This is a genomic window from Euzebyella marina (genome assembly GCF_014855515.1).
GTDB classification, from domain to species: Bacteria; Bacteroidota; Bacteroidia; order Flavobacteriales; family Flavobacteriaceae; genus Euzebyella; species Euzebyella marina.
This window is the reverse complement of record NZ_JACYFK010000001.1, coordinates 657,876-671,485: the sequence shown is the minus strand read 5'-3', so window position 1 is coordinate 671,485 and position 13,610 is coordinate 657,876. Positions and strand designations below refer to the sequence as shown.

The 13,610-nt window shown below is 41.8% G+C and carries 8 protein-coding genes; 5 read left to right on the top strand and 3 right to left on the bottom strand.

From position 1 onward, the window contains the following. Positions 1–5: 5 nt before the first annotated feature. Positions 6–2,753 (bottom strand): glycosyl hydrolase, encoded by a 2,748-nt coding sequence (locus IL356_RS02600; RefSeq protein ID WP_121847349.1) that lies wholly within the window; start codon positions 2,751–2,753, stop codon positions 6–8. Between the two features lie 264 nt (positions 2,754–3,017). On the opposite strand from IL356_RS02600, the gene IL356_RS02595 reads away from it, so the two are divergent. From IL356_RS02595 to rhaM, 3 genes are all read left to right on the top strand, one after another. Then, positions 3,018–5,462, top strand: a complete 2,445-nt coding sequence (locus IL356_RS02595; protein WP_121847350.1) for a glycoside hydrolase family 31 protein — start codon at positions 3,018–3,020, stop codon at positions 5,460–5,462. Between the two features lie 99 nt (positions 5,463–5,561). Then, entirely contained in the window at positions 5,562–6,926 is a 1,365-nt protein-coding gene (locus tag IL356_RS02590; protein ID WP_121847351.1) for a glycoside hydrolase family 88/105 protein, read from the top strand. Positions 6,927–7,023: 97 nt separating this feature from the next. Next, complete coding sequence (gene rhaM / locus IL356_RS02585; RefSeq protein WP_121847352.1) at positions 7,024–7,338, top strand: L-rhamnose mutarotase; 315 nt, start codon at positions 7,024–7,026, stop codon at positions 7,336–7,338. Between the two features lie 15 nt (positions 7,339–7,353). On the opposite strand, the gene IL356_RS02580 is transcribed toward rhaM, so the two are convergent. After that, positions 7,354–8,853, bottom strand: a complete 1,500-nt coding sequence (locus tag IL356_RS02580; protein ID WP_121847353.1) for a rhamnogalacturonan acetylesterase — start codon at positions 8,851–8,853, stop codon at positions 7,354–7,356. A gap of 66 nt (positions 8,854–8,919) precedes the next feature. Continuing rightward, positions 8,920–9,966: a GntR family transcriptional regulator gene (locus tag IL356_RS02575; protein WP_121847354.1), complete on the bottom strand. Its 1,047-nt coding sequence runs from the start codon at positions 9,964–9,966 to the stop codon at positions 8,920–8,922. A 240-nt stretch (positions 9,967–10,206) separates the two neighbouring features. On the opposite strand from IL356_RS02575, the gene IL356_RS02570 reads away from it, so the two are divergent. Both IL356_RS02570 and IL356_RS02565 read left to right on the top strand, forming a co-directional pair. Further along, positions 10,207–12,303 carry a bifunctional aldolase/short-chain dehydrogenase gene (locus tag IL356_RS02570; RefSeq protein ID WP_121847355.1) on the top strand — a complete coding sequence of 699 codons (2,097 nt, stop codon included), beginning with the start codon at positions 10,207–10,209 and terminating at the stop codon, positions 12,301–12,303. Positions 12,304–12,318: 15 nt separating this feature from the next. After that, positions 12,319–13,599 carry a sugar isomerase gene (locus IL356_RS02565; RefSeq protein WP_121847356.1) on the top strand — a complete coding sequence of 427 codons (1,281 nt, stop codon included), beginning with the start codon at positions 12,319–12,321 and terminating at the stop codon, positions 13,597–13,599. The last annotated feature ends 11 nt before the right edge of the window (positions 13,600–13,610 follow it).

Genomic DNA, 13,610 nt, shown 5'->3' with positions numbered 1-13,610 from the left:
TATAGTTAGTTGTTATCGAGTTGTAAGGGTTGTAAGGTTGGTGTGTTCAAAAGGCCCGACGGCATTGGTTGCCACTTTGTGGCATCGAACTCTTTATAATCTTTGTTGACCATGTTGATTTCGTGAAAAATTTTCCATTCTTCTCCTCGAAGTTCCTTTGCACGAATTCTATTTGCCGGAAGATTGGTCACTTCTATCTTAATGGAATTTCTCCCTTTTTTAAGAGTGTCAATATCTATTTGAAAGGGGTTAGACCAAAGCGCGCCCAAATATTCTTCATTGAGCCAAACTTTGGCACTTTCCCGAACATCGCCGAGATGAAGTCTCCAATGATTTATCTGTTCGTCGGGGTTTTCAAAATCTATCTCATATTTCGCGGTACCAGAAAAGTACTCGGCTTCCTTTGAGAGTACTGTCCATGATTTCAATTGATTAATTTTCGTTGTCTTGGGCAGCTGCGGTCCTCCGCTAATAAATGACAAAGTCCATTCGCCTTCTAACGGATATTCAGTTTCGATGGGTTTCGAATAATTCCACGTGGGCATATTACTTTCCTTCCCCGATTTTAAAAATAGCGACCCCCCTGACGGTATCTGAACTTTTACCAAGGTCTGTTCACCTTGCTTTTGAGTGGCTGCTTTTCCAAAAGTCTTTGTAAGTGGGTCTAGAATAATGACTTCTTTTGCCTCCGCTGTAATGGGAATGTAGTCATCAATATTTTGGGCAGTATGGTTCACCAAAAAGTACAGTTGCTCACCCTCAACTTTTCGTTTGATAAATTTGAGTCCTGATTTTACCAAGTTTTCGTGTTTGACCCCTGCCATTTTTAAATCTTCCCAAAGATCGGTGGTTGGTTTCAGTTTATTTTCGGACATCAAGGCTTTTAGCATTTCACATCTTTTTTCAAACTCGAAAAAACCCGGAACGGTCGACGGCAAATCTTGAAAAATAATCGAGGCCCCTTCTTCTTTTAGCGAAATCAACTTTTCGAGTGTAGCAAAAGGCATATGTTCAATAGGAGGTACCACAAGGCTCTTATAGGTTCCTCCTGGAAGCACGATTTCTCCATTTATGACTTTAGCTTCTTCTATAAATCGATCGCTGATAAAATCGGTTGAAATCCCTTTTTTTATAAACTCTTGATTGGTTTGGTAAAATGGGGTTTTCAATAACCATTCATCTAACGAGTGTATTTTGAATTGAAAAAAGAGGGACCCGTTGTGGAACTCATGCCAAACATCATGTATCGGCCAATAAAGCAAAACATCATTATCAGGTTGCCCCGATTGTAAAAGACTTTGGCAGTTCGCGATATAAGAGAATAATTCAGAAGCGTCTTGCCAAATAGTATTATTCGGGTTAAAGTTGACCGAGGCATAGAATTTCCAACCGGGCCATTCGGCTCGATCTGGTGAATAAGTAGCACCGTGAAGAAAGATATGGTTGATACCATTTAAAAGTAAATCTTCGGCTTCTGGTTTAGTTTGTGATAAAGCAGTTTTAAAATGGTCTCGTAACCAGGTAAATGTTTCTGACGAGGTTAGCTGTTTACCTGAAATGTGGGCGGCTGAAGAAGAAAATTTGAGCATGACCGCATCAGCATCGCCCTGCCTTATATCTTCTTCCTCCCTTCGTAAACCCTCAATTTCATAGGGCATTGAACCAAAAGTTTCACATTCGGGTATATCGGCCGACGCGTACATGTCGATGAGATTGCCCGGAGAGCCATGAGCCTGTAAACGCGTAAGAAAACCTTTTTCATTGGCCCATTCGGTCCATGGCCGGTCAAATTGCGTCAATAGTAAGTCTGATAATGTCTCTCGGTAATCGCTACGCAGTCTATTCGCGGTTTCGTTATTACCACTCAAAAGTTGCTGAATATAAGGTCTTAAATCGTAGCCTCTACGTTCTTGAAACTCCTTAAAAAATCTAGGAGTAAAATCGGTACCATACACCTCATAACTATCATTGAAAATGGTGCGAAGGTTTTTGCCATGCGTTGAGAAAGCTTCATTAAAAGGTTTCACATAATTTTGAAAGGCCAATTTTGAGTAGTGGTCTACGGTCAAGCCAGCTCCACCAGGGGCGGCACGCTTTACTTGTTGCCCCGTTTTTGCTTCGTAGAACAGGTAAAGCTTGTAATCCTTGCGTTTGGTTTTCCATTTCAAATGGCCGTCTTTAGCCAAGGATGTCAGATTTTCATAATGGCCCGAATTATCAAAAGCTAAGATTTCAATGGGACGAGAGGCACCTCTATCTTTTTCATTTTTGGGAAGAAGTTCCATATCGATTTTTTCACCTTTAGAAAGATGCAAGGTGTCGATAATTAATTTGGTCGCTGCGTCTTCTTGCGTTACTTGAGGGCCGCCATAGGGCCATCCAGTACCAAGCGTCATATCCACTCCCATGTTGTTCTCTCCTGCAGTTTTGATGGTGTAATCCAGGGCGTTTAACCATTCGGAAGACAGATACTTCAAATAGTTTTTTTCTTCCCCTTTGACTCCGTAAATAGGCTGAATTTCCACCCCGCCTAGCCCGGCCTTTGACATTTCTTCGAGTTGGGCTTTAATATTGGGTTCATCAACTGCATTGCCCATCCACCACCAGCGAGTCCAAGGTTTGTGTGTTCGGGTAAGCTCGGGCCACGGTTCTGTAGATTGATTTTGGGCAATGGCGGAGGAAGACATGAATAGTATACATCCAAATAAAGTAATCGATTGCGCAAATAATCTGTTCAATTTATGTTCTTGCATGGTGTTTTCCCGCTATTTGATAAATGAGAGTGCCCTAAAATAAGACCGGTATTTTTCACCACCATCCTGTGCTGTACTGCAAGCCCCTAAAATAGGGCAGTATACTACAGGATGCCGCACCCTTGTTCTATTGCTATTTTTGAATTTCGATTTGAAAATATACAAAGGATTTCTACAAGACTACAAATTTGATGAGCTCGGTTTTTGAGCTTTTTAGATTTCAATGAAGATGCGGGAACATCGGTAATGTAGTAAAACAGTTATATGAGAATGTTACGATTGGGTCTTTTTATGGCCCTTTTAATGAACATCGTTCAAGCCCACGCCCAAACGGGCTTGGGGAATTTTCAGAAGGTTGATTCCGAAAATGGGAATAAGATAGTCTTCGCCACGGATGAAGCTAAAGTACAGTTAGAATTTTGTACCCCAAGTTTGGTCAGAATAAGGTCAAGTTGGGATGGTGATTTCTCCGAGAATGAACCATGGATGGTGGTGAAGTACGACTGGCCCGAAGTCATATATACTGCCAAAGAATCAGAAGCGACTATCAGTTATAGCACTGATAGTTTAAACATTTTAGTACATAAAACCCCCTTTTTCGTAACTATTAGTGACAAAGAAGGCAAGGTTTTGACCAGCGAAGCGGAACAAGACAAAATCTTCGGTTCCTCTAAGAATAAAGACACGGTGAACGTCACAAAAAAGCTTTTTCCTGATGAGCACTTCTTCGGTTTTGGAGAACGGATGGATTTTTTGGATAGACGGGGTAAAGCGCTGCGACTGAATGTTGGCCGCGGTCAAGGTAGGCCTCATATTGTGGGCGCCTATGATGTGTTACAGGCCAATTATTCACCCGTACCCTTTTTTATGAGTACCCGTGGTTACGGCATTTTTCTTCATAATGCCAACCCTACAAATTGGAATATGGGCCATAGTAACCCAGAAACCTACTCCTTTTCAGCTGAAGGGGGCGAGCTAGACTACTATTTTATGTACGGGCCAGACTTCAGTTCTATTTTAGATGCGTATACAGACATCACTGGTAAAGCCCCAATGTTACCCAAGTTTGCGATGGGGCTGCATGTGGGTACTTATAGTGGGGGCACATGGGGTCATGAAGAAGAAACCTCTACCGATTATGTGGTTGCTTTGGCTCAAAAATTTAGGGATTTGAACATACCGCTAGACGTATTACATCTAGATTCAACTTGGCGAATTTTCGGAGAAAATGGAGGTACGGGCGCTACATCATTCGAATGGAGGGAAACGTTTAAAAATCCGGAGGAAATGTTCAATGACCTCTATGCGCTAAATCTTAATATGGTAGGTCTTCATTTACGACCGAGATTTGACAATGGTAAGGAATTAAGGTTGCTCGATGAGGCCCGGCGTAAAGGGTACGTTTATCCTGAGCCGAACAACCTAGGCGAGTTCGTTAATTTCTTTGATGAGAAATCAGTTGATTGGTGGTGGAAGAACGGCGTGAAAAGAGTGGCCGATCAAGGTGCGATGTTCTTGAAGACCGATGAAGGCAGTGCTTTTGGGCATAAGGCAAATGAAAGCGAAAAAACTGGTCCGCAAGGGAAGGAGATAAATGCGCTGCATAATCTTTTTCCTATTGCTTATGCAAAGGCACCCTATGAAAAATTTGCCGAACATAACAAGATGAGGGGCATGAACCAAACACGCGAAGGTTATGCCGGTATTCAGCGTTACCCCTACATTTTCGCTGGTGATTGGCCTAGTGAATGGCAATATTTTGAACCCGTAATTAAGGCTGGCTTGAATATTGGTCTTTCAGGAGTGGGTAATTGGGCCCATTGTATGGGAGGTTTTGAACATGTCGCCGACCCTGAACTTTATATTCGTTGGTGCCAATTCGGTTTAATGAGCCCCATCGCGCATTTGTTCGGTATGGAGCACCCCAACTATAAAGAACCATGGAACTACGGGGAAGAAGCGCAAAGCATATTTAAGAAATACGATGAACTCAGGTATGAGTTGATGCCTTATTTATATAGTACTTTGTATCAAAATCATTCAACAGGCCAACCCCTCATGAGGGCCTTGGTTCTAGATTACCAAAAGGACCCCAATGTCTACGAAATTACCGACCAGTATATGCTTGGTGACAATCTTATGGTCTGCCCTGTAACTACTAAGGGAGCGCAAACTAGAACGGTCTATTTGCCCGAAGGCAATTGGGTCGATTATTGGACAGGGAACACCTTTTCGGGCAAAAAGTTTATAAGCGTTCTCTGCCCTTTGGATAAAATGCCTCTCTTTGTTAAAGCTGGTGGAATATTGCCAAAACAAGAACTGATAAATTATGTAGGGGAAAAAGAAATCAACTCTTATGATTTGGAAGTTTTTATCGGAGGTGATAGTGCTTTCGAGCTTTATCATGACGATGGAAAAAGCATGAAATATACCGAAGGTGATTTTGCCACTACTTTAATTAAAGCAGAAAGTAAGCAAGACCGTACAGTTATTCAAATTGACCCTTCCGAAGGTAAGTTTGATACAAGTGACATCACCTATAATGTAAAGGTACATTTGAATGAAAAGCCAAAAACGGTGATGGTGAATAATGAAAAATTAGTGGTTTCCGATACAGAAAATGAAAATAACCCATATTATTGTAATCGATTACTCTACATTCCTAATTTGGACAATTCACATACTTTGAATGTAGAGGTTATCCAATAAAAATTTTCTCAACAAAACTCACTACTGCAATTCATGAAAAATTACATTGAATCCTGCTTTAAGGGCCCAAAGATTAGAACGTGCTTATCAATATTAGCAATGGGCACCATTTTATTAATATCTCAAGAGGTAAGCGCACAGCAGCCCGCCAATGATATGACGGCTCCTTTACATTTAATGCAACCAGACTATGAAACCCCGTACGATGTGCCGTCCAAAGAAGGGATAGTTGAAGTCATCGACCGAATTTATGATTATCTGAATTCGGTTACCCCGCCGGCCCTGATCGATAAGAATAGCGGAGAGGTAATAACCAACTATAAAAAAATAAAGAAGGATCAAGAAACCGCTTTTCAAACAGGTGATTTTCGCTTAACGAGTTATGAGTGGGGGGTTACCTATGCGGGTATGTTATTGGCAAGTGAGGTTACCGAAGAATCTAAATATGCCGATTATACCAATGAACGTCTTAAGTTTTTGGCTGACATACGGCCCTTTTTTGAAGATTTAGAAACTAAGAACGCCGAGTTAAAACATCCCATGAAGCGAGTTTTACACCCGCACGCGTTAGATGATTCTGGTGCCGTATGCGCGGCCATGATCAAAGCCAAAACCAATGGCTCGGAGGCGAATTTAGACCCTTTGATCCGAAATTTTATGGATTACATTTCTAATGGTCAATATAGATTGTCAGACGGTACATTGGCACGAAATAGACCTATGAAAAACTCCCTTTGGCTCGATGATCTTTTTATGAGCGTGCCGGCCTTGGCGCAAATGGGCAGTTATTCGAAAGACCCAAAATACTTTGATGATGCCGTTAAACAAGTGCTACAATTCGCTCAACGCATGTTCAATGAAGAAAAAGGGTTGTTTATGCATGCCTATATCGTAGACTCTGAGCAGCACCCAGAGTTTTATTGGGGCCGCGCCAATGGGTGGGCCATTATGACCATGGTCGAACTTTTAGAGGTTCTGCCAGAAAACCATAAGGGTAGGTCTGAGGTTCTCGATTTGCTGAAAAAACATATCGAAGGGTTGACCCGATTACAATCAGGTAAAGGGTTGTGGCATCAGTTGCTCGACCGCAATGATTCATATCTTGAAACTTCGGCAAGCGCTATTTATACCTATGCCATTGCCAGATCTATCAATAGAGGTTATGTTGATGGTAAAGCTTATGGGCCTTCGGTAACGTTGGCCTGGAATGCAATTACTGAAAAAGTGAACGGTAAGGGGCAGGTTGAAGGTACTTGTGTTGGTACCGGTATGGGCTTTGATCCCGCTTTTTATTATTATAGGCCGGTAAACGTTTATGCGGCCCATGGCTACGGGCCGGTTCTGTTAGCAGGAGCCGAAATGATTGCGCTTCTTCAAAACAGTTATCCTAAATTGAATGATAGTGCCATTCAATTTTATGACAGCGAAATCAAAACTGATGGACCCATATTCGGGGAGAAGTAAGAGTCGATTTTAGTTTTTTAAAACATCAAGGCAAGAGTACTTGATCATAGCTGTTGGGTGCTTTTGCCTTCATTTTTTAATATAAAAAAGGTGTCAAATGATTAGAAACGCTTTTACCATGAAATTGAAGCCAGGGTTCGAGGCCGAATACAAAAAAAGACATGACGAGATTTGGCCTGAGTTATCAAAGTTATTGTCAGATTCGGGTATTCATGAATACTCGATATTTCTTGATGAACAGACCTTGACTTTGTTCGCCTTTCAAAAATTGGAAGATGGTTTCGAGCCGTCGAAAATTCCTAACGACCCCATTGTTAAAAAATGGTGGGCTTATATGGCAGATATTATGGAGACCAATGATGACAATTCTCCTGTGGAAACCTCGTTAAGGGAAGTCTTTTTTATGGAGTAATCCTGAGTCTTTATCCTAATAAAAAATATAATCTCTGAGACCTGAACCCTTATAATTCTTTAAGGCCTCTGCCGCGACCTGGGCATTGAAAAGGGCGCCATCTAAATTCGTATGGGTGTGGTCTTTAGGAAAGAACTTCTGAACATTTTCCTCACCGAGTTCTTCATATTTCTTCGCAATCTGATTACTAAGGTCTATAAAGGGTACTTCTTCTTCAGTAGCTATTTCTTCAGACCATTTAATGTAGGTTTCTTGTCTTTGTTCTACTTGCCCATCGGGCCATTCATTTCTAGGGGTCAGGCTTAGAATAATTGGTAATGCACCTTTTTCTTTTGTTTCAATAACCATTTTTCTCAGATATTGGCCGAATGTATGCACCGTTTCGGTTAGGGTATCGTTACGAACGACGTCTTGGGTTTCAAACCCTGTTCCGCTAAGTGAGCCACGGTATTTTTCTTTATCGATATTTCCGGCATCATTGTGCCCGAACTGAATGAGTACGTAATCTTCAGGCTGAAGTTTTTGAAGTATCTCGTTCCAGTGTCCTTCGGTAATAAAAGTTCGGCTGCTTCTTCCGCCAAGGGCACTATTAAAATAGTTCAATCTTGTAGTGTCGATAAACCTAGTAAAAGGTATGCCCCAACCTACGGCATTTTCATTGCCATTATCGGCCATGGTCGAATCACCGATAAGAAAAAGGTTTTTCTTTTTGGGAAGTGTTATTTGGGGGTAGTCGATTAGATAATCTTCAAGACCTGAATCTTCATTTCTTATTTCATTGACTATAATCGAAGCAGCCAGAACTGCACCTCTGGCCGAGGTATGGGTATGGTCCCTTTCGAAAAAATGGTTGCCAGTGGTGCCTTGCTCCCCAATTTCTTCCATTTTTAGGGCCATTTGGTCGTTCAAGTCGATAAATGTAGCGCCTTCCTGTTCGGCCACCTGCTTGGCCCAAAGGCCATACGATTGGTCGTTTCTAAGTACTTTTTGGTTTTCCCACTTATTTCTGGGAATAGGAGAAAGCACAATCGGCACGGCCCCTTTGCTTTTGGCATCTTTGATCAATCGACGAATGTACCATCCATAGCTGCGAACGGTTTCATGCTTTCCTGTGAGAATATTATCGATTTCCTCAGATTCTTCACCAATACCTTTGATGGTGCCCCGTGCCCTAAAGTCGTCATTGATAGGGCCATTATCGTTGTGGCCAAATTGTATAAGAACAAAGTCACCTTTGTTCAATTTGTTGTAAACCGAATCCCAAAGGCCTTTGTCTTGATATGTTCTGCTACTTGTGCCACCCAAGGCGTGATTTTCAACCTTTATTTTGGTACTGTCCAAAAATTGATTAATAAATTCTCCCCATCCCCAAAGCCCTCCGGCTCCATCGCCTTGGCCATTTTTTACCGTAGAATCTCCCACGGCATATAGAACAGGTTTTTTATTCGAATTGGTAGAACAGGAAAAGGTAAATAGTCCGGCAAGCAGAATTACCGGAAGTATGCGTAATCTCATTGTGTGGGGTTAGGAGTGCTAAAAATACAATGTTCTCCTTAACGGACAAGCGTGACAATCAATTTTTTACACCGAATTTCGTTCTATGTAACGAAACACATTTTTAACCCGCTCTTTCTTATTTTTTAGCACCATATATGCGGCAGTTTCTCCCATTGCATTAAAATCGGTACTAATGACCGTTATACCAAGAAGTTCTTTTAAAGGGGTTTCATTGTAGGATATGATGCCAATATCTTCACCTAGGGTTAGGTTTTTCTTTCGCACCTGCCGAACCAAATTTACTAAGTCAGACTCTTCGATGATCACGTAGGCATCTCGACTTTGAAGCTCCATGTCTTCATAGATTTCTCCTAAGATTTCAAATTCGAAACCTTGTTCGCCACAGAACTTTTGAAAGCCCCTTAGAATTCTACGCGGATACGGGTATACCTTTTTTTCAGGGTACACCAATATCAGTTTATCATATTTCTTTAGACGCTCTCTCCCTTCCAACAAGGCTTCATAAATGTCATTTTCAAAGTCTTGATAAAGAGCAGCGTATTCACCCTTGATTTCAATCTGTGAATTGTCTAAAACAATCAGTTTGTTCTTAGGAATTTTATTTAAAACATCCTTGACTTTATCGGTGGCCGAGGCGTGGTTCAGATTTTCATCTTTAAAATGGGGCATTATTACATAATAATCATAAGCCCCTAGGTTACGCTCTATGTAATGGGTGAAAAGTGATTCTTCGCAATGGTAAATGAACAGATTCACATGGCCATTCACCCCGAGGCCGTTTACAAAAGAATTGTAGATACGCATTTTATAAGAACTGGGCTTATTCACCAGAAAGAAGACATTGATCTTCGAGATTAAATCGGTCTTTGCAATGTAATAGCCCTTGCCCTTAACGGCGGTAATGGTCTTTTGAACCTTGAGTTGGCGGTAGGCCTTTTCAATGGTGTCCCTCGATAAAAGAAGGTCTTCACTAAGTTCGTTGATAGATGGTATTTTACTGCCAATGGGAAGATCGCCCATAGCAATATTATCCATTATCGAATCGACTACCTGCATGTATTTCGGTATACGTGAGGCTTCGTTTATTTTTATGTTCAGGGTTTTTGACATCGGGTCTTCAAAAACTAAGTTTATAGGCGAGGGTTCAACGTTTTAAACCCCCTGAATGTTTATAAACGGCTTTCATTTTTGTAGGTTCTAAAAGTAATCAAAATTTGAGGCAAGGCCATAAGTTTATGGCCTCTTTTAATTTTTTTGAAGCTAACAGGGCAGCACAGGATACTCACAGGAAATGTAATATGTATTTTTGGTCAAAGTGTTAAAACAATAAGTAACTACAAGACACACGATATGCAAAAGACATTTCAACACGTAAACTATCTATGGGACGAAAAAAAGGCTATAGAGCTGGGCGATGATCAAGTGGCCCTTTTTCTTTACAGATCCAACATTCTTGGTGCCGATTTGCGCATTACGAATTATGGGGGCGGTAACACCAGTTGTAAGACCATAGAGAAAGACCCGTTGACCAACGAAGAGGTCGAGGTTATGTGGATCAAAGGATCTGGTGGCGACATCGGTACCTTAACAAGAGCCGGTATCGCAGGCCTTTATACAGAGAGGCTGCGTAACCTTAAAAATGTCTATGAAGGTTTGCACGATGAAGATCGTATGGTCGGTCTTTTTAACCATTGTATCTACGACCTTGATAGTAGGGCTCCCTCCATCGACACTCCTTTGCACGGTTTATTGCCATTCAAGCATATCGACCACTTGCATCCTGATGCACTTATTGCAGTAGCAGCTGCGAAGGATAGTGAAAAGGTGACCAAAGAAATTTGGGGAGATACCATGGGCTGGGTGCCATGGCAAAGACCTGGGTTTGATTTAGGTCTTCAGTTGGAGAAATGTTTGAACGATAATCCAGGTATTCGCGGTATTGTCTTAGGAAGCCACGGTCTTTTTACTTGGGGCGATACCTCGTATGAGTGCTACATCAATAGCTTGGAAGTAATTGAGAAGGCATCGGATTACATTGCCAAAAAAATTAAGGAACAAGGTCAGGTTTTTGGTGGGCAGAAGGTAGAAAGTCTTCCTGCCGATGAACGTAAAGAAAAGGCTGCACGGTTAATGCCTTTATTGAGGGGCTTGTGTTCTTCTGAAAATAGAATGATAGGTCACTTTAGTGATACCGATGTGGTAATGGAATATATTAATAGTAATGATTTGGAAAGGTTGGCACCTATGGGCACATCTTGCCCTGACCATTTCTTGCGTACAAAAATTCAGCCATTGGTACTTACGCTTGATACCTCTGAAGACCTTTCCGATTCGGAAGCGGTTCTTAAAAAGTTAGAACCTGCCTTTGAACAATATAGAAAAGAATATGCCGACTATTATGAGTCTTGTAAAAGGGACAATAGTCCGGCTATGAGAGACCCCAACCCTGTAATTATAATCTACCCAGGTGTCGGTATGTTCAGCTTTGCCAAAAACAAGCAGACCACTAGGGTGGCCAGCGAATTTTATATCAACGCCATCAATGTAATGAGAGGTGCCGAAGCAATTACGGAATATACCTCGCTGCCAAGACAAGAGGCTTTCGATATTGAATACTGGTTACTGGAGGAAGCAAAATTGCAACGTATGCCGAAAGAGCAGCCCCTTTCAAGAAAAGTAGCCTTGGTTACCGGAGGCGGCGGAGGTATCGGAAAAGCGATTGCCGACAAGTTGGCTGCGGAAGGTGCCAATGTTGTTTTGACAGACATTGCCGAAGAACGCTTGAAAGAAGGGGTAGCAACTTATAAATCCGATACGGCCGCCTATGCTGTTTGCGATGTTACCAAATCAGAGTCGATTGAAGAAGCGTATAAAAAGGCTTGTTTAGAATTCGGAGGTGTTGATATCGTGGTTCATAGTGCCGGATTGGCTATTTCAAAACCATTGACCGAAACCACGGAAAAAGATTGGGACATTCTTCAAGACGTATTGGTCAAAGGGCAATTCGAACTGGCCAAACAAGCCGTGAAAATTATGCGTACTCAAGGTTTGGGCGGTGATTTCATTAGTATCGCCAGTAAAAATGGTTTGGTATCCGGTCCGAACAACGTAGGTTATGGTACCGCTAAGGCGGCACAGCAACACATGTCTCGATTATTGGCCGCTGAACTCGGTGGTGAAAAAATTAGGGTGAATACCGTAAACCCTGACGGGGTAATCGTTGGTAGTAAGATTTGGGAAGGTGATTGGGCCGAAGGTCGTGCCAAAGCCTATGGTATTTCTGTAGAAGAACTACCGGCCCATTATGCCAAAAGAAACCTGATGAACGAAATTATCTATCCTTCCGACATCGCAGATGGTGTTTTTGCTTTCGTTGGTTTGTTGAACAAGAGTACAGGGAACATTATCAATGTAGATGGCGGAATGGCCAATGCCTTTGTTAGATAAAATAGAAGTGCGAAAATGAAGATCAATAAAGAAAACATAGAATCGGTCAATAAGAAGGTTGCCGAAAATCACCTGAACCAGTTTGATTTTCTCGCCAATAGTCTTGATCAAAAGAATATTGATGTTGACAAATTGGTCAGTGAACTGTCCGACTTTCAGGTAGCGATACCCAGTTGGGCACTTGGTGCGGGCGGAACGCGTTTTGGCAGGTTTTCGTTTTATGGTGAACCTTCTTCATTGGAGCAGAAAATCGAAGATGTTGGGGTCATTCATAGTTTGACCCAAACGGCCGGTGCAATTTCGCTTCATATTCCGTGGGATGTTCCTGAGGACTATAATGCTATTAAAGAGCTGGCTGCAGAAAACGACCTTATATTCGACGCGGTAAATTCAAATACTTTTCAAGACCAGAAGAATGCGAAAGAGAGCTATAAGTTCGGTTCTTTAAGCAATGTAAATAAACCTCCTCGAGAGCAAGCAATTGCCCATAACATAGAGGTTGTCGAAATTGGAAAGAAACTCGGTTCTAAAAGTTTGACCGTTTGGTTGGCCGATGGGTCGAACTTTCCGGGCCAAAATAATTTTCAGACAGCGCTTAAGCATACAGAAGATAGTCTCAAGGAGATTTATAAAAATCTGCCCGAAGACTGGAAGATGTTCATAGAATACAAACCCTATGAACCTAATTTTTACAGTACGGTCATACAAGATTGGGGCACTTCTTTTATGCTTGCCAATGCTTGTGGTGAAAAAGCATACACCTTGGTCGACTTGGGCCATCATTTGCCCAACACTAATATTGAGCAGATAGTTTCGACCTTGATGTTAAAGGGTAAGTTAGGAGGTTTCCATTTTAACGATAGTAAGTACGGCGATGACGATAGTACCGTAGGTAGCGTGAAACCTTACTCACTTTTCTTGATTTTCAATGAATTGGTCTATGGCATGAGAAATAATCCTCAGAACCCATATCCAGCTTGGATGATCGATGCGAGCCACAATGTGAAAGATCCACTTGAAGATTTGGTTCAATCACTAGAGGCTATTCAAGAAGCCTATGCCAAAGCACTATTGGTGAACCAAGACGAATTGAAACAAGCACAGCTGAACAACGATGTGGTGTTGGCTCAAGAACTATTGCAAGATGCCTACCGTACCGATGTGAGGCCTCTATTGGCGCAAGCTCGGCTAGCTAGAGGTGGGGCCTTGAACCCTATTCAGGCATATAGGTCATTAGATGTTAGAAGAAGTTTGATAGAAGAAAGAGGCAGGCATACCGTAGCTTCTGGTTTGTAGTAAATTCAAGT

Excerpts from the sequence above, each read along its gene's own strand:
- IL356_RS02600 (WP_121847349.1), bottom strand. The coding sequence starts at position 2,753 with ATGCAAGAACATAAATTGAACAGATTATTTGCGCAATCGATTACTTTA.
- IL356_RS02595 (WP_121847350.1), top strand. The coding sequence starts at position 3,018 with ATGAGAATGTTACGATTGGGTCTTTTTATGGCCCTTTTAATGAACATC.
- IL356_RS02590 (WP_121847351.1), top strand. The coding sequence starts at position 5,562 with ATGGGCACCATTTTATTAATATCTCAAGAGGTAAGCGCACAGCAGCCC.
- rhaM (WP_121847352.1), top strand. The coding sequence starts at position 7,024 with ATGATTAGAAACGCTTTTACCATGAAATTGAAGCCAGGGTTCGAGGCC.
- IL356_RS02580 (WP_121847353.1), bottom strand. The coding sequence starts at position 8,853 with ATGAGATTACGCATACTTCCGGTAATTCTGCTTGCCGGACTATTTACC.
- IL356_RS02575 (WP_121847354.1), bottom strand. The coding sequence starts at position 9,966 with ATGTCAAAAACCCTGAACATAAAAATAAACGAAGCCTCACGTATACCG.
- IL356_RS02570 (WP_121847355.1), top strand. The coding sequence starts at position 10,207 with ATGCAAAAGACATTTCAACACGTAAACTATCTATGGGACGAAAAAAAG.
- IL356_RS02565 (WP_121847356.1), top strand. The coding sequence starts at position 12,319 with ATGAAGATCAATAAAGAAAACATAGAATCGGTCAATAAGAAGGTTGCC.